This window comes from Pseudomonas sp. FW300-N1A1 (assembly GCF_058789115.1).
Genome location: NZ_JBYTBK010000016.1, coordinates 34,691 through 50,384, shown reverse-complemented (window position 1 = coordinate 50,384; position 15,694 = coordinate 34,691). Strand labels below are relative to the sequence as shown.

Annotated in this window: 14 protein-coding genes; all 14 read left to right on the top strand. The window is 62.1% G+C overall.

All coding sequences use genetic code 11. From position 1 onward, the window contains the following. Positions 1 to 132: 132 nt before the first annotated feature. The 14 genes from mraZ to ftsA are packed head-to-tail and all read left to right on the top strand — an operon-like array spanning position 133 to position 15,673. Positions 133 to 588 carry a division/cell wall cluster transcriptional repressor MraZ gene (gene mraZ, locus AC3WQN_RS13400; RefSeq protein ID WP_019693566.1) on the top strand — a complete coding sequence of 152 codons (456 nt, stop codon included), beginning with the start codon at positions 133 to 135 and terminating at the stop codon, positions 586 to 588. Continuing rightward, positions 585 to 1,532 (top strand): 16S rRNA (cytosine(1402)-N(4))-methyltransferase RsmH, encoded by a 948-nt coding sequence (gene rsmH / locus AC3WQN_RS13395; RefSeq protein WP_371918514.1) that lies wholly within the window; start codon positions 585 to 587, stop codon positions 1,530 to 1,532. Before mraZ ends, rsmH begins: the two co-directional genes overlap by 4 nt. Next, complete coding sequence (gene ftsL / locus AC3WQN_RS13390) at positions 1,529 to 1,822, top strand: cell division protein FtsL (RefSeq protein WP_103400793.1); 294 nt, start codon at positions 1,529 to 1,531, stop codon at positions 1,820 to 1,822. The genes rsmH and ftsL overlap by 4 nt, the downstream gene beginning before the upstream one ends. Continuing rightward, the gene (locus AC3WQN_RS13385; protein ID WP_178081917.1) at positions 1,822 to 3,561 is read left to right on the top strand and encodes a peptidoglycan D,D-transpeptidase FtsI family protein; all 1,740 of its coding nucleotides are present in this window, start codon (positions 1,822 to 1,824) and stop codon (positions 3,559 to 3,561) included. The genes ftsL and AC3WQN_RS13385 overlap by 1 nt, the downstream gene beginning before the upstream one ends. Continuing rightward, complete coding sequence (locus AC3WQN_RS13380; RefSeq protein WP_103400791.1) at positions 3,561 to 5,024, top strand: UDP-N-acetylmuramoyl-L-alanyl-D-glutamate--2,6-diaminopimelate ligase; 1,464 nt, start codon at positions 3,561 to 3,563, stop codon at positions 5,022 to 5,024. The genes AC3WQN_RS13385 and AC3WQN_RS13380 overlap by 1 nt, the downstream gene beginning before the upstream one ends. Then, complete coding sequence (locus AC3WQN_RS13375) at positions 5,017 to 6,384, top strand: UDP-N-acetylmuramoyl-tripeptide--D-alanyl-D-alanine ligase (protein ID WP_103400790.1); 1,368 nt, start codon at positions 5,017 to 5,019, stop codon at positions 6,382 to 6,384. The genes AC3WQN_RS13380 and AC3WQN_RS13375 overlap by 8 nt, the downstream gene beginning before the upstream one ends. Further along, positions 6,384 to 7,466, top strand: a complete 1,083-nt coding sequence (mraY, locus tag AC3WQN_RS13370; RefSeq protein ID WP_095079827.1) for a phospho-N-acetylmuramoyl-pentapeptide-transferase — start codon at positions 6,384 to 6,386, stop codon at positions 7,464 to 7,466. The genes AC3WQN_RS13375 and mraY overlap by 1 nt, the downstream gene beginning before the upstream one ends. A 5-nt stretch (positions 7,467 to 7,471) precedes the next feature. Further along, positions 7,472 to 8,833, top strand: coding sequence for a UDP-N-acetylmuramoyl-L-alanine--D-glutamate ligase (murD, locus tag AC3WQN_RS13365; protein WP_103400789.1), 1,362 nt, complete (start codon positions 7,472 to 7,474; stop codon positions 8,831 to 8,833). Next, the gene (ftsW, locus tag AC3WQN_RS13360) at positions 8,830 to 10,047 is read left to right on the top strand and encodes a putative lipid II flippase FtsW (protein ID WP_095079831.1); all 1,218 of its coding nucleotides are present in this window, start codon (positions 8,830 to 8,832) and stop codon (positions 10,045 to 10,047) included. The genes murD and ftsW overlap by 4 nt, the downstream gene beginning before the upstream one ends. Next, positions 10,037 to 11,107, top strand: coding sequence for an undecaprenyldiphospho-muramoylpentapeptide beta-N-acetylglucosaminyltransferase (gene murG, locus AC3WQN_RS13355; protein ID WP_103400788.1), 1,071 nt, complete (start codon positions 10,037 to 10,039; stop codon positions 11,105 to 11,107). Before ftsW ends, murG begins: the two co-directional genes overlap by 11 nt. Then, positions 11,100 to 12,560 carry a UDP-N-acetylmuramate--L-alanine ligase gene (gene murC, locus AC3WQN_RS13350; protein WP_103400787.1) on the top strand — a complete coding sequence of 487 codons (1,461 nt, stop codon included), beginning with the start codon at positions 11,100 to 11,102 and terminating at the stop codon, positions 12,558 to 12,560. Before murG ends, murC begins: the two co-directional genes overlap by 8 nt. Continuing rightward, positions 12,557 to 13,525, top strand: coding sequence for a D-alanine--D-alanine ligase (locus AC3WQN_RS13345; protein ID WP_103400786.1), 969 nt, complete (start codon positions 12,557 to 12,559; stop codon positions 13,523 to 13,525). Before murC ends, AC3WQN_RS13345 begins: the two co-directional genes overlap by 4 nt. A gap of 4 nt (positions 13,526 to 13,529) precedes the next feature. Next, positions 13,530 to 14,396, top strand: a complete 867-nt coding sequence (locus AC3WQN_RS13340) for a cell division protein FtsQ/DivIB (RefSeq protein ID WP_103400785.1) — start codon at positions 13,530 to 13,532, stop codon at positions 14,394 to 14,396. Positions 14,397 to 14,410: 14 nt separating this feature from the next. After that, a complete protein-coding gene (ftsA, locus tag AC3WQN_RS13335) occupies positions 14,411 to 15,673 on the top strand; it encodes a cell division protein FtsA (protein ID WP_095146656.1) in 1,263 nt (420 codons plus the stop codon). The last annotated feature ends 21 nt before the right edge of the window (positions 15,674 to 15,694 follow it).

The window sequence follows — 15,694 nt, the reverse complement described above, 5'->3', positions numbered from 1 at the left end:
CTGTAAGGGTTTTCCTTGAATCCGCGCCTTGACGGTGTGGTGGGCGCATTCCTATAGTGTGCACAAGTGGCGAAAAGTGGCATGAAGTGGGTTTTTTGAGCGTAAAACGCTAAAATTTGGGGAGACGCTGACGTGTTTCGCGGAGCCAACGCTATCAGTCTCGATGCAAAAGGCCGTCTCGCCATGCCGAGCCGGTATCGTGACGAGCTCGTTTCGCGAAGTTCGGGGCAGTTAATTGTAACGATTGATGCCGTTGACCCTTGTTTGTGCGTTTACCCCCTCGATGAGTGGGAGCTGATTGAAACCAAACTGCGCGCACTGCCTTCGCTGCGCGAAGAAAACCGTCGCTTGCAACGCTTGCTGATTGGTAATGCCGTCGATCTCGAACTCGATGGCAGTGGTCGTTTTCTGGTTCCGCCGCGTCTGCGCGAATATGCCAAGTTGGATAAGCGCGCAATGTTGGTAGGCCAACTGAACAAGTTCCAATTGTGGGACGAGGATGCCTGGGATGCAGTGTCTGCTGCTGACCTGGCTGCTATTCAACAACCGGGCGCCATGCCTGATGAACTGCGTGATTTGATCCTGTGACTATTGATAGCGGCTTTAACCACATCACCGTACTGCTTGACGAAGCCGTCGAGGCTCTCGCCGTACGCCCTGATGGGTGCTATCTCGATGGCACCTTCGGGCGCGGCGGTCATAGCCGCCTGATACTCAGCCAGCTCGGCCCTGATGGCCGGTTGCTGGGATTCGACAAGGATCCTCAAGCGATTGCCACCGGGCAAACGCTAGCGGCCGAAGACGGCCGCTTTGTCGTTGTGCAGCGCAGCTTTGCCGAGCTGGGTTCGGAAGTGGCCGAGCGCGGCCTGGCCGGCAAGGTCAGCGGCGTCCTGCTCGATCTGGGCGTGTCTTCGCCACAGCTCGACGATCCCGAGCGCGGCTTCAGCTTCCTCAACGACGGTCCGCTGGACATGCGTATGGACCCGTCTCGCGGGATCAGTGCGGCCCAGTTCGTCAACACGGCGCCTGTCGAAGAAATTGCCCGCGTATTCAAGGAATACGGCGAAGAGCGTTTTTCCGGTCGCATGGCCCGTGCCGTGGCCGAGCGTCGCGACATCAAGCCGTTCGAGCGCACCGGCGATCTGGCCGAAGTCCTGAAAGTGGCCAACCCGGCCTGGGAAAAGGGCAAGAACCCGGCTACCCGTGCATTCCAGGGCCTGCGAATTCACGTCAACAACGAACTGGGCGATCTTGAAATCGGTCTTGAAGCGGCGCTCGAGGCGCTGGAAGTCGGTGGTCGTCTGGTGGTGATCAGCTTCCACTCGCTGGAAGACCGCATCGTCAAACTGTTCATGCGCAAACTGGTCAAGGGTGAAACCGATAACTTGCCGCGCAACCTGCCGGTACGTTTTGAAGCCTTTGTGCCGAAAATCAAAATCCATGGCAAAGCGCAGTTCGCCGGCGAAGCCGAACTCAAAGCCAACCCACGTTCGCGTAGCGCCGTCATGCGCGTCGCGGAGAAGCTGCGGTGAGCAAGCTCTTTGCCAAGCCTCTTCCAGGCGGCAGCTTTTTCATGCTGCTGCTGTTTGTTGGCGTGCTGATGTCCGCGATCGCGGTGTCCTACAGCGCCCACTGGAATCGTCAGCTGCTCAACTCGCTGTACAGCGAGCTGAGCGTGCGCGACAAGGCACAGGCAGAGTGGGGACGTTTGATCCTCGAGCAAAGCACCTGGACGGCCCATAGCCGTATTGAAGTGCTGGCCACCGAACAACTGAAGATGCACATCCCGGGCGCGGCTGAAGTGCGAATGGTGGCGCCATGATGAAACTCGAAGGCGCGCTCTTTCCCTGGCGTTTTCGCCTGGTGCTGGGCTTGCTCGGCATCATGGTGGCGGCGATTGCCTGGCGCATCATCGACCTGCAGGTCATCGATCGCGACTTCCTCAAGGGGCAGGGCGATGCGCGCAGTCTTCGTCACATTCCGATTCCGGCTCACCGTGGCCTGATCACCGACCGCAACGGCGAGCCATTGGCCGTGAGTACCCCGGTCACGACCTTGTGGGCCAATGCCAAGGAAATGCAGACGGCCAAGGAAAAATGGCCGGCGCTGGCGGCTGCCCTGGGCCAGGATCCGAAAGCCCTGACCGAGCGCCTGGAAGCCCAGGCCAACAAGGAATTCATCTATCTGGTGCGCGGCTTGACCCCCGAGCAGGGCCAGCTCGTGCTCGACCTCAAGGTGCCCGGTGTCTATGGCATTGAAGAGTTTCGGCGTTTCTACCCGGCCGGTGAAGTCACTGCCCACATGGTTGGCTTTACCGATATCGACGATCACGGTCGTGAAGGGGTGGAGCTGGCCTATGACGAATGGCTGGCGGGTGTGCCCGGCAAGCGTCAGGTGATCAAGGACCGGCGCGGCCGGTTGATCAAAGACGTTCAGGTGACCAAAAACGCCAAGGCCGGCAAGCCCTTGGCGTTGTCCATTGACCTGCGCCTGCAATACCTGGCTAACCGCGAGTTGCGCAACGCCATCATCGAGAACGGCGCCAAGGCCGGCAGCCTGGTGATCATGGACGTGAAGACCGGCGAGATCCTCGCCATGGTCAACCAGCCGACCTACAACCCGAACAACCGTCGCAATCTGCAACCGGCGATGATGCGTAACCGCGCGATGATCGACGTGTTCGAGCCAGGTTCGACCATGAAGGCGATCTCCATGAGCGCCGCGCTGGAATCCGGTCGCTGGAAACCGAGTGACACCGTCGAGGTGTACCCGGGCACGCTGCAGTTGGGCAAATACACCATTCGCGACGTTTCCAAGACAGAAGGCCCGGTACTGGACCTGACCGGGATCCTGATCAACTCCAGTAACGTGGGCATGAGCAAGATCGCCTTCGATATCGGCGGCGAAACCATTTTCCGTCTCGCCCAGCGGATTGGCCTGGGCCAGGACACCGGCCTGGGCTTCCCGGGCGAGCGGGTTGGCAACCTGCCGAACTACCGCGAATGGCGCAAGGCCGAGACCGCGACACTGTCCTATGGCTACGGTCTTTCGGTCACGGCCATCCAGTTGGTCCATGCGTTTTCGGCGCTGGCCAACAACGGCCGTCTCGCACCGCTGACCCTGATCAAGACCGACAAGCCCCCGCAAGCCGCCCAGGTGATGCCGGAAAGCGTGGCCAAAACCATGCAAGGCATGTTGCAGCAGGTGATCGAGGCTCCGCGCGGTGTGTTCCGTGCACAAGTGCCGGCCTATCACGTGGGCGGCAAGTCCGGTACCGCGCGCAAGACCTCGGTGGGCACCAAAGGCTATGCCGAAAACTCCTACCGCTCGCTGTTCGCTGGATTCGGCCCGATGAGCGATCCGCGTTTCGCGATCGTTGTCGTGATCGATGAACCGAGCAAGGCCGGCTACTACGGTGGCCTGGTTTCTGCGCCGGTGTTCAGCAAAGTGATGTCCGGCACCCTGCGCCTGATGAACATCACCCCGGACAACCTGCCACCGACCCAAACAGCCAATGCAACACCGGCTATTCCAGTTAAAGCCAACGGAGGGCGCGGCTAATGTCTCTTAGCCTGAACAAGATTTTTGCCCACGCAGGTCATGACCTGCTGATCCGCGAACTGACCCTGGACAGCCGTAGCGTGCGGGCAGGCGACCTGTTCCTTGCCGTGCCTGGCGGCAAGTTCGACGGCCGCGCGCACATTGCCGATGCGCTGCAGCGCGGCGCGGCGGCGGTGGCGTATGAAGTCGAAGGGGCAACCGTCCTGCCGATTACCGACGTGCCATTGATTCCGGTGAAGGGCCTGGCCGCGCAGCTGTCCGATATCGCCGGGCGCTTTTATGGCGACCCGAGCCGTCACCTGAACCTGATTGGCGTGACCGGCACCAACGGTAAAACCAGTGTGACCGAATTGGTCGCGCAAGCGCTGGACCTGCTGGGGCAGCACTGCGGCATCGTGGGCACCTTGGGCAGCGGTTTCCATGGCGCGCTGGAAAGTGGCCTGCACACCACGCCGAACCCCATCGTCGTTCAGGCCACCCTGGCTGACCTGAAAAAGGCCGGTGCCAAGGCCGTGGCCATGGAAGTGTCTTCCCATGGCCTGGATCAAGGCCGAGTCAGTGCGCTGGCATTTGATGTGGCCGTGCTCACCAACCTGTCGCGCGATCACCTGGATTACCACGGCACCATGCAAGCCTACGGCGAGACGAAAGCCAGGCTGTTCGGCTGGAACGACTTGAAGTGCCGGGTCATCAACCTCGATGACGAGTTCGGTCGGACGCTGGTTGCCGACAAGGGCGAGTCGCGGCTGATTACCTATAGCCTGGAAGATTCCAGTGCCTACCTGTATTGCCGTGAAGCTGCCTTCGACGACGAAGGCGTACGCGCCACGCTGGTGACGCCACAGGGTGAGCACCATCTGCGCAGCACCTTGCTGGGGCGATTCAATCTGAGCAACGTGCTGGCCGCGGTAGGCGCACTGCTGGGGCTGGACTACGCGCTGGATGAAATCCTGCGTGTGCTGCCAAAACTCGAAGGCCCGGCCGGTCGCATGCAGCGCCTGGGCGGTGGCAGCCAACCCTTGGTGGTGGTCGATTATGCCCACACCCCGGATGCGCTGGAAAAAGTCCTGACGGCCTTGCGTCCGCACGCCAAGGGCAAGCTGCTCTGCCTGTTCGGTTGCGGCGGCGATCGCGATCGCGGCAAGCGTCCATTGATGGCCGAAGTGGTTGAGCGCCTGGCCGATGGCGTGCTGGTGACCGATGACAATCCGCGCACCGAAGACCCCGCGCAGATTTTCGATGATATTCGCGTCGGTTTTTCCGCTGTGGATAAGGTTCGTTTCGTTCCCGGTCGCGGTCGGGCAATTGCCGAGCTGATTGCTGGTGCCAGCGCCGATGACGTGATAGTCCTGGCCGGCAAAGGTCACGAGGATTACCAGGAAATCAATGGCGAACGCCATGACTTCTCTGATCTGGTCGAGGCCGATCATGCCTTGACCGCATGGGAGGTGGCCCGTGCTTAAGGCCTTGAAACTCAGCGAAGTGGCAGGCCCATTGGCCGGCCGCGTACTGTCCGTCGACAGCCGTTTTGACGGTGTCAGCATCGACAGCCGGGCGATCCAGCCTGGCCAACTGTTCATTGCGCTGGCCGGTCCGCGCTTTGATGGTCATGACTACCTGAACGACGTGGCCGGCAAAGGCGCGGTTGCCGCCGTGGTCGAGCGTGAAGTGGCCAACGCCACCCTGCCGCAGTTGCTGGTCAAGGATGCGCGTCAGGCGTTGGGCCAGCTCGGCGCGCTGAACCGTGCCGCGTACTCGCATCCGGTGGCGGCGATCACCGGTTCCAGTGGCAAGACCACGGTCAAGGAAATGCTTGCGAGCATCCTGCGCACGCGCGGTCCGGTGCTGGCGACTCGTGGCAACCTGAACAACGACCTCGGCGTTCCGTTGACCTTGCTCGAACTGGCCCCGGAGCATACCGCGGCCGTCATCGAGCTCGGCGCCTCGCGCATCGGCGAGATTGCCTACACCGTCGGCCTGACCAAACCGCATGTCGCGATCATCAACAACGCCGGCACCGCCCACGTTGGCGAGTTCGGCGGGCCGGAAAAAATCGTCGAAGCCAAGGGCGAGATTCTCGAAGGGCTGGACGCTGATGGCATCGCCGTCCTGAATCTCGACGACAAGGCCTTCGCCATCTGGGAAAAGCGCGCGGCCGGCCGTCAGGTACTGACGTTCTCCCTGGACGACAGTCGTGCCGATTTCCACGCCAGCAGCCTGGATCGCGATGCACGTGGCTGCCCATCGTTCACCCTGCACAGCCCGCTGGGTATCGCGCACGTTCAATTGAATCTGCTGGGCACCCATAACGTGGCCAATGCCTTGGCCGCGGCCGCGGCCGCTCATGCCCTGGGTGTGTCGCTGTCCGGTATCACCAGCGGCCTGAATGCCGTGCAACCGGTCAAGGGGCGCGCGGTTGCGCAGCTGGCGACCAACGGCATGCGCGTAATTGATGACACTTACAACGCAAACCCCACCTCCATGTGCGCTGCCGTTGATATACTGGTCGGCTTTTCCGGTCGCACCGTCCTGGTGCTCGGGGATATTGGCGAGTTGGGCGAGTGGGCGGAGCAGGGGCACCGCGAAGTTGGCGCGTATGCCAGCGGCAAGGTTTCCGCACTTTACGCAGTAGGCCCGATGATGGCGCATGCCGTCGCAGCCTTCGGTGAACAGGCTCGTCATTTCGCCAACCAGGCAGACCTGATTGCGGCGCTGGGCGCCGAACACGATACAAACACCACTATTTTGATCAAGGGCTCGCGCAGCGCTGCGATGGAAAACGTCGTCGCGGCCTTGTGCGGTTCGAGCGGGGAGAAACATTAATGCTGCTGCTGCTAGCGGAGTACTTGCAACAGTTCTACAAGGGCTTCGCGGTCTTTCAGTACCTGACCCTGCGCGGGATTCTCGGTGTACTGACCGCGCTTGTACTGTCGCTGTGCTTCGGCCCGTGGATGATCCGCACCCTGCAGCACCGTCAGATCGGCCAATCGGTCCGTCACGACGGCCCGCAATCGCACCTGTCCAAATCGGGTACCCCGACCATGGGCGGCGCGCTGATCCTGTCGGCCATCGGCGTCAGCACCTTGCTCTGGGCCGACCTGAGCAACCGTTATGTCTGGGTCGTGCTGTTGGTGACCCTGCTGTTCGGCGCCATCGGCTGGGTTGACGACTACCGCAAGGTCATCGAGAAAAACTCCCGTGGCCTGCCTAGTCGCTGGAAATACTTCTGGCAGTCGGTGTTTGGCCTGGGCGCGGCGATTTTCCTGTACATGACCGCCGCCACGCCGGTGGAAACCACCCTGATCCTGCCGATGCTCAAGGACTACAGCATTCCGCTGGGCGCCGGTTTCATCGTGCTGACCTATTTCGTGATCGTCGGCTCCAGCAACGCGGTCAACCTGACCGACGGCCTCGACGGCCTGGCCATCATGCCGACCGTGATGGTGGGCGGCGCGCTGGGGATCTTCTGCTACCTGTCGGGTAACGTGAAGTTCGCCGAATACCTGTTGATCCCTTATGTGCCGGGCGCGGGTGAACTGATTGTGTTCTGCGGCGCGTTGATCGGTGCCGGCCTGGGTTTCCTCTGGTTCAACACCTACCCGGCGCAAGTCTTCATGGGCGACGTCGGCGCACTGGCGCTGGGCGCGGCCCTGGGCACCATCGCGGTGATCGTCCGCCAGGAAATCGTCCTGTTCATCATGGGCGGTGTGTTCGTGATGGAAACCCTGTCGGTGGTGATCCAGGTCGCCTCTTTCAAACTGACCGGTCGCCGCGTGTTTCGCATGGCGCCGATTCACCACCACTTTGAACTCAAGGGCTGGCCCGAGCCGCGCGTGATCGTCCGTTTCTGGATCATCACCGTGATTCTCGTGCTGATTGGCCTTGCCACCCTGAAGCTGAGGTAGAACGAGTGTCTCTGATCGCTTCTGACCACTTCCGCATCGTTGTCGGCCTCGGCAAGAGCGGCATGTCCCTGGTTCGCTTCCTGGCGAACCGGGGCGTGGCGTTTGCAGTGGCCGACACGCGGGAAAATCCACCGGAGCTGGTCACGCTGCGCCGTGACTACCCGCACGTGGAAGTGCGTTGTGGCGAGCTGGACGTCGAATTCCTCTGCCGCGCCGACGAGCTCTACGTGAGCCCTGGCCTGGCCCTGGCGACACCCGCCCTGCAGGCGGCTGCGGCCCGTGGCGTGAAATTGTCCGGTGACATCGAGCTGTTCGCGCGTAACGCGAAGGCGCCGATTGTCGCCATCAGCGGCTCCAACGCGAAAAGCACCGTGACCACCCTGGTCGGCGACATGGCGGCCGCGGCCGGCAAGCGCGTGGCCGTGGGCGGCAACCTTGGCACGCCGGCACTCGACCTGCTGAGCGACGACGTCGAGCTATACGTGATGGAACTCTCGAGCTTCCAGCTGGAAACCACCGATCAGCTCAACGCCGAAGTGGCCACCGTGCTCAACATCAGCGAAGACCACATGGACCGCTACAGCGGCCTGCCGGCCTACCACCTGGCCAAGCACCGGATCTTCCGTGGCGCCAGGCAGTTCGTGGTCAATCGTCAGGACGCCCTGAGCCGTCCGCTGATGGGCGAGGGCCAGCCTTGCTGGACCTTCGGCTTGAGCAAGCCTGACTTCAAGGCCTTCGGTATCCGTGAAGAAGACGGCGAGAAGTACTTGGCCTTCGAATTCCAGAACCTGATGCCGGTGCGCGAGTTGAAAGTTCGCGGCGCCCACAACCAGTCCAACGCCCTGGCGGCGCTGGCGCTCGGTCATGCGGTCGGCTTGCCGTTCGATGCGATGCTTTCGGCACTGCGTAGCTTCACCGGCCTCGAACACCGTTGCCAGTGGGTGCGTGACCTGGATGGCGTCGGTTACTACAACGATTCCAAAGCCACCAACGTCGGTGCCGCCCTGGCTGCCATCGAAGGCCTGGGCGCGGATATCGACGGCAAGATCGTGCTGATCGCCGGTGGTGACGGCAAGGGTGCCGAGTTCAAGGACCTGCGCGATCCGGTGGCAGCCAACTGCCGCACCGTGATCTTGATGGGCCGTGATTCCGACAAGATCGGCGAGGCTATCGGCGATGCCGTGCCGCTGATTCGCGCAGGCTCCCTGGTTGACGCCGTGGAGCAATGCCGCGCCGCTGCCCAACCGGGCGACGTCGTACTGCTGTCGCCGGCGTGCGCCAGTTTCGACATGTTCAAGAACTACGAAGACCGTGGTCACCAGTTCGTCCAGGCCGTGAACGCATTGGCCGGGGAGGACGTGGCATGAACCTGAAAGACATCATCAAGCCGTACCCGTCGCCGCTCATCACCGGGCGTGGCATCGACCTCGACTTCCCGATGCTCGCCGGCTGCCTGACGCTGCTCGGTCTCGGGCTGGTCATGATTGCATCGGCATCGACCGAAGTGGCGGCGGCGCAGTCGGGCAGTGCCCTGTATTACATGATTCGCCACCTTATCTACGTGGTGCTGGGCCTTGCTGCCTGCATCGTCACCATGATGATTCCGATCGCTACCTGGCAACGCCTGGGCTGGGTGATGCTGATTGGTGCGTTCGGTCTGCTGGTGATGGTGATCATCCCGGGGATCGGCCGTGAAGTGAACGGTTCGATGCGCTGGATCGGCTTCAGCTTCTTCAACGTCCAGCCTTCCGAGATCGCCAAGGTGTTCGTGGTGATCTACCTCGCCGGTTATCTGGTGCGTCGCCAGAAAGAAGTGCGTGAAAGCTGGATGGGCTTCTTCAAGCCGTTCATCGTGCTGCTGCCGATGGCGGGCCTGTTGCTGATGGAACCGGACTTTGGCGCCACCGTCGTGATGATGGGGGCCGCTGCGGCGATGTTGTTCCTCGGTGGGGTCGGGCTGTTCCGTTTTTCCCTGATGGTTGTCCTGGCGGTCGGGGCGGTGGTGTTGTTGATTCAAATGCAGCCGTATCGAATGGCGCGCCTGACCAACTTTGCCGACCCGTGGGCTGACCAGTTCGGTGCCGGCTATCAGTTGTCCCAAGCCTTGATCGCTTTCGGTCGTGGCGAATGGCTGGGCGTTGGCCTGGGCAACAGCGTGCAGAAACAGTTCTACCTGCCGGAAGCCCACACCGACTTCGTGTTCTCGGTATTGGCCGAAGAACTGGGCGCTATAGGTTCGTTGTGCACGGTAGCGCTGTTCGCCTTTGTCTGTATTCGTGGCATGTACATCGGCTTGTGGGCCGAGAAGGCCAAGCAGTATTTCGCCGCCTACGTGGCCTACGGTTTGTCGTTCCTGTGGATCGGTCAGTTCCTGATCAACATCGGGGTGAACGTCGGCCTGCTGCCGACCAAGGGCCTGACCTTGCCGTTTCTCAGCTACGGCGGCAGCTCGCTGGTGATCTGCAGCGCCTGCCTGGGCCTGCTACTGCGCATCGAGTGGGAGAGTCGGACCCACCTGGGCAGCGAAGAGATTGAATTCAAGGAGAGCGATTTTGCCGAGGAGCCGACCCATGGGCGCTAACGTGCTGATCATGGCGGGCGGCACCGGTGGCCACGTGTTCCCGGCGCTGGCCTGTGCCCGCGAGTTTCAGGCCCGTGGCTACACCGTGCACTGGCTTGGCACCCCGCGCGGGATCGAAAACGAGCTGGTCCCGAACGCGGGCCTGCCGTTGCACCTGATCAACGTCAGTGGCTTGCGTGGCAAGAGCAAGCTGTCGCTGCTCAAGGCGCCCTTTGTCCTGCTCAAGGCGATCTGGCAGGCGCGCCAGGTCATCCGTCAGCTCAAGCCGGTCTGCGTACTGGGCTTTGGCGGCTATGTCACCGGTCCCGGTGGTGTAGCGGCCAGGTTGGCCGGGGTCCCGGTGATCGTTCACGAACAGAATGCCGTCGCCGGTACCGCCAATCGGCTGCTGGTGCCGTTGGCTGCACGAGTCTGCGAAGCTTTCCCGGACACCTTTGCTGCCAGTGGCAGCCGGCGCACCACCGGTAATCCGGTACGCGCCGAGTTGTTCCTCGACATACAACGCCCGGCCCTGGCCGGCCGTAAAGCGCGCTTGTTGATCCTGGGCGGTAGCCTGGGCGCGGAACCGTTGAACAAATTGCTGCCTGAAGCCCTGTCGCAGGTGCCTGCCGAACTGCGTCCGGAAGTGTTTCATCAGGCCGGAAAAAATCACGATGAAGTGACTGCCGAGCGCTATCGCGCCGTCAGCGTCGAGGCGCAGGTGCAGCCTTTCATCAAAGACATGGCCCAGGCCTATGGCTGGGCCGACCTGGTGGTCTGTCGCGCAGGTGCGCTGACTGTCAGTGAGCTGGCCGCTGCCGGTCTGCCCTCGATGCTGGTGCCTTTGCCCCACGCGATCGACGATCACCAGACCCGCAACGCCGATTATTTGGCTCGTGAAGGCGCCGCCTTCCTGATGCCGCAAAGAACGACTGGCGCAGCGGATCTCGCTGCACGCCTGACAGAGGTCTTGATGCAACCACAACGACTCAACGACATGGCCGGCGCCGCTCGTCGCCTGGCCAAACCCGATGCAACCCGTAACGTGGTCGATATCTGCCTGGAGGTGGTTCATGGTTGAGAGTCAGAAAGCCATGCCGCAACCTGAAATGCGCCGCATCCGTCGTATTCACTTCGTCGGTATCGGCGGTGTGGGCATGTGCGGGATCGCCGAAGTGTTGTTGAACCTGGGCTATGAAGTGTCCGGTTCTGACCTGAAGGCCTCGTCGGTGACAGAGCGCCTGGAATCCTTCGGCGCACAGATCTTCATCGGCCACCGCGCCGAGAACGCCGCTACCGCCGATGTGCTGGTGGTGTCGAGCGCTGTGAATACCTCCAACCCGGAAGTCGCGACCGCGCTGGAGCGCCGCATTCCGGTGGTGCCACGTGCCGAGATGCTGGCCGAGCTGATGCGCTACCGCCACGGTATCGCGGTGGCCGGCACCCACGGCAAGACCACCACCACCAGCCTGATCGCTTCGGTGTTCGCCGCCGGTGGCCTGGACCCGACGTTCGTGATCGGTGGCCGCCTGAATGCAGCCGGCGCCAATGCCCAGCTGGGTACCAGCCGCTACCTGATCGCCGAAGCCGATGAAAGCGACGCCAGCTTCCTGCACTTGCAGCCGCTGGTGGCCGTGGTCACCAACATCGACGCCGACCACATGGCGACCTACGGCGGTGACTTCAACAAACTGAAGAAAACCTTCGTCGAGTTCCTGCACAACCTGCCGTTCTACGGTCTGGCGGTATTGTGCCTGGACGATCCGGTGGTTCGCGAAATCCTGCCGCAGGTCAAGCGCCCGACGGTCACTTACGGTTTCAGCGAAGAAGCCGACGTGCGCGCCATCAATGTTCGCCAGCAGGGCATGCAGACCTTCTTCACGGTGCTGCGCCCTGATCGCGAGCCGCTGGATGTGTCGGTGAACATGCCGGGCAACCACAACGTCCTCAATGCCCTGTCGACCATTTGCATCGCCACCGACGAAGGGGTCAGCGATGAAGCCATCGTCCAGGGCCTGTCGGGCTTTCAGGGTGTTGGCCGGCGCTTCCAGGTGTACGGCGAACTGCCAGTCGAAGACGGCAGCGTGATGCTGGTGGACGACTACGGTCACCACCCGACCGAAGTCGCCGCGGTGATCAAGGCCGTGCGCGGTGGCTGGCCGGAGCGCCGTTTGGTGATGGTCTACCAGCCACACCGTTACAGCCGCACCCGCGACCTGTATGACGATTTCGTCAATGTACTGGCTGACGCCAACGTCCTGCTGCTGATGGAAGTCTATCCGGCCGGCGAAGAGCCGATCCCGGGCGCGGACAGCCGCAAGCTGTGTAACAGCATTCGCCAGCGCGGTCAGCTCGACCCGATCTACATCGAGCGCGGTGTCGACCTCGCGCCACTGGTCAAACCGTTGCTGCGTGCCGGCGACATCCTGCTGTGCCAGGGCGCCGGTGATATTGGCGGCCTTGCGCCGAAACTGTTGAAGAGTCCGTTGTTCGCGGGTGCCGTTGTCGCGCCTAGCGAGGGGAAGTTGAAATGACTGCAGCCTACGCCAATCTGTTCTCGACCATCGCCCCGAAAGACTTCGGCCGTGTTGCCGTGCTGTTCGGTGGCAAAAGCGCTGAACGCGAAGTGTCGCTCAAGTCCGGCAACGCCGTGCTTGACGCCCTGCAAAGCGCCGGCGTGGACGCCTTCGGCATCGACGTTGGGGACGACTTCCTGCAGCGCCTGCTGAGCGAAAAGATCGACCGCGCGTTCATCATTCTCCACGGCCGTGGCGGTGAAGACGGCAGCATGCAGGGCCTGTTGGAGTGCATCGGCATTCCCTACACCGGCAGCGGTATCCTGGCTTCGGCCCTGGCCATGGACAAACTGCGCACCAAGCAGGTCTGGCACACCCTGGGCATTCCGACGCCACGTCATGCGGTATTGAGCAGCGAAGCCGACTGTATTTTGGCGGCGACGGAACTGGGCTTCCCTTTGATCGTCAAACCGGCGCATGAAGGTTCAAGTATCGGTATGGCCAAAGTGACATCAGCGTCTGAGTTGACCGACGCCTGGAAAGCGGCCAGTGCCTACGATTCGCAAGTTCTGGTTGAGCAATGGATTCAAGGTCCGGAGTTCACCATCGCCATGCTGCGTGACCAGGTGTTGCCACCGATCGCCCTGGGGACACCGCACACTTTCTATGACTACGACGCCAAGTACCTGGCTTCCGATACCCAGTACCGGATCCCGTGTGGCCTCGACAGTGCCAAGGAACAAGAGCTCATGGACCTTACGGCGAAAGCCTGTGAGGCGCTGGGCATCGCCGGTTGGGGACGGGCAGACGTGATGCAGGACGCCGATGGGCAGTTCTGGTTCCTGGAAGTCAACACCGCACCGGGCATGACCGATCACAGCCTGGTGCCAATGGCGGCACGGGCAGCCGGCCTGGATTTCCAACAGTTGGTGTTGGCGATCCTGGCGGCAAGCGTTACCGGCAACGAAGAGCTGCGAGGTTAAGGCCATGCAAGGCGCCCATCTACGTCATCAGCCACCCGCACCCGGCCGCAAGCCGGTGCCGCGGGGTGCCAGCCGAATGGTGGCCAAAGAGCCGATGTCGGTGCGCCTGCCCAAAGCCAATTTCGCTTTTCTCAAAGCCGTGTTCTGGCCCGTGCTGCTGGTGGCATTGGGGTTCGGTACCTACGAAGGCGCACAGCGCTTGATGCCGTATGCCGACCGGCCGATCACCAGGATCAATGTGCAGGGCGACTTGAGCTACATCAGCCAGCAAGCGGTGCAGCAGCGGATCGCACCGTACGTGGCGGCGAGCTTCTTCACCATCGACCTGGCGAGCATGCGCACCGAGCTCGAGCAGATGCCATGGATCGCCCACGCCGAAGTGCGTCGCGTCTGGCCGGACCAGGTGGTGATTCGCCTGGAAGAACAACTGCCCGTGGCCCGCTGGGGCGACGAGTCATTGCTGAACAACCAGGGCCAGGCGTTTACGCCGCGCGAGTTGGCCAACTACGAGCATTTGCCACAGTTGTTCGGCCCGCAGCGGGCCCAGCAGCAGGTGATGCAGCAGTACCAGGTGTTGAGCCAGATGCTCAGGCCTTTGGGTTTTTCGATTGCCCGGCTGGAGTTGCGTGAACGCGGTAGCTGGTTCCTGACCACAGGTGCCGGCAGTTCGGGACCGGGGATCGAGTTGTTGTTGGGCCGCGGCAAGCTGGTGGAAAAGATGCGCCGCTTCTTTGCCATCTATGACAAGACGCTTAAAGAACAGATTACGAACATTGCGCGCATCGACCTGCGTTATGCCAACGGCCTTGCCGTCGGCTGGCGGGAACCTGTAGCGCCCACGACGGCCCAACCCGCCGTCGCGAAGAATTGAGAAGAGGCAGGACCATGGCAAACGTGCAAAGCGGCAAAATGATCGTCGGTCTGGATATCGGCACCTCCAAGGTGGTGGCGCTGGTAGGCGAGGTCGCGGCCGATGGCCAGCTGGAAATCGTCGGGATCGGTACACACCCGTCCCGCGGCCTGAAGAAGGGCGTGGTGGTGAATATCGAATCCACCGTGCAGTCCATCCAGCGTGCGATCGAAGAAGCGCAACTGATGGCCGGTTGCCGGATCCACTCGGCGTTCGTCGGCGTGGCTGGCAATCACATTCGCAGCCTGAACTCCCACGGCATCGTGGCGATTCGTGACCGCGAAGTCAGCTCGGCCGACCTTGAGCGCGTCCTCGACGCTGCCCAGGCCGTGGCGATCCCGGCTGACCAGCGGGTGCTGCACACCCTGCCGCAGGATTACGTGATCGATAACCAGGAAGGCGTGCGTGAGCCGCTGGGCATGTCCGGCGTACGTCTGGAAGCCAAGGTCCACGTGGTGACCTGCGCGGTGAACGCGGCACAGAACATTGAAAAGTGCGTGCGTCGCTGTGGCCTGGAAATCGACGACATCATCCTCGAGCAACTGGCGTCCGCGTACTCGGTACTGACCGATGACGAGAAAGAGCTGGGCGTGTGCCTGGTGGACATCGGCGGCGGCACCACCGACATCGCGATCTTCACCGAAGGCGCGATTCGTCATACCGCGGTGATCCCGATTGCCGGTGACCAGGTGACCAACGACATCGCCATGGCGTTGCGCACCCCGACCCAGTACGCCGAAGAAATCAAGATTCGCTACGCCTGCGCCCTGGCCAAGCTGGCCGGCGCCGGTGAAACCATCAAGGTCCCGAGTGTCGGTGACCGTCCGCCGCGCGAGCTGTCCCGCCAGGCCCTGGCCGAAGTGGTCGAGCCGCGTTACGACGAACTGTTCACCCTGATCCAGGCCGAACTGCGTCGCAGTGGCTACGAAGACCTGATCCCGGCCGGCATCGTGCTGACCGGCGGTACGTCGAAAATGGAAGGTGCCACCGAGCTGGCCGAAGAGATTTTCCACATGCCGGTTCGCCTGGGCGTGCCCCATGGCGTCAAGGGTCTGGACGACGTGGTGCGTAACCCGATTTATTCAACCGGCGTTGGTTTGCTGATGTATGGCCTGCAAAAGCAGTCCGACGGCATTTCCTTCTCGGGGATCAGCAGCAACCGCGACAGCTACAGCAACGAAGAGGCCAAGGGCCCGTTGCTTGATCGCATCAAAAGCTGGGTCCAGGGCAATTTTTAAGCAGTAGATTCAAGCAGTACG

Coding starts and splice junctions, on each gene's coding strand:
- AC3WQN_RS13385 (WP_178081917.1), top strand. CDS start 1,822: ATGAAACTCGAAGGCGCGCTCTTTCCCTGGCGTTTTCGCCTGGTGCTG.
- ftsW (WP_095079831.1), top strand. CDS start 8,830: ATGAACCTGAAAGACATCATCAAGCCGTACCCGTCGCCGCTCATCACC.
- AC3WQN_RS13340 (WP_103400785.1), top strand. CDS start 13,530: ATGCAAGGCGCCCATCTACGTCATCAGCCACCCGCACCCGGCCGCAAG.
- AC3WQN_RS13380 (WP_103400791.1), top strand. CDS start 3,561: ATGTCTCTTAGCCTGAACAAGATTTTTGCCCACGCAGGTCATGACCTG.
- mraY (WP_095079827.1), top strand. CDS start 6,384: ATGCTGCTGCTGCTAGCGGAGTACTTGCAACAGTTCTACAAGGGCTTC.
- AC3WQN_RS13345 (WP_103400786.1), top strand. CDS start 12,557: ATGACTGCAGCCTACGCCAATCTGTTCTCGACCATCGCCCCGAAAGAC.
- murG (WP_103400788.1), top strand. CDS start 10,037: ATGGGCGCTAACGTGCTGATCATGGCGGGCGGCACCGGTGGCCACGTG.
- ftsA (WP_095146656.1), top strand. CDS start 14,411: ATGGCAAACGTGCAAAGCGGCAAAATGATCGTCGGTCTGGATATCGGC.
- murC (WP_103400787.1), top strand. CDS start 11,100: ATGGTTGAGAGTCAGAAAGCCATGCCGCAACCTGAAATGCGCCGCATC.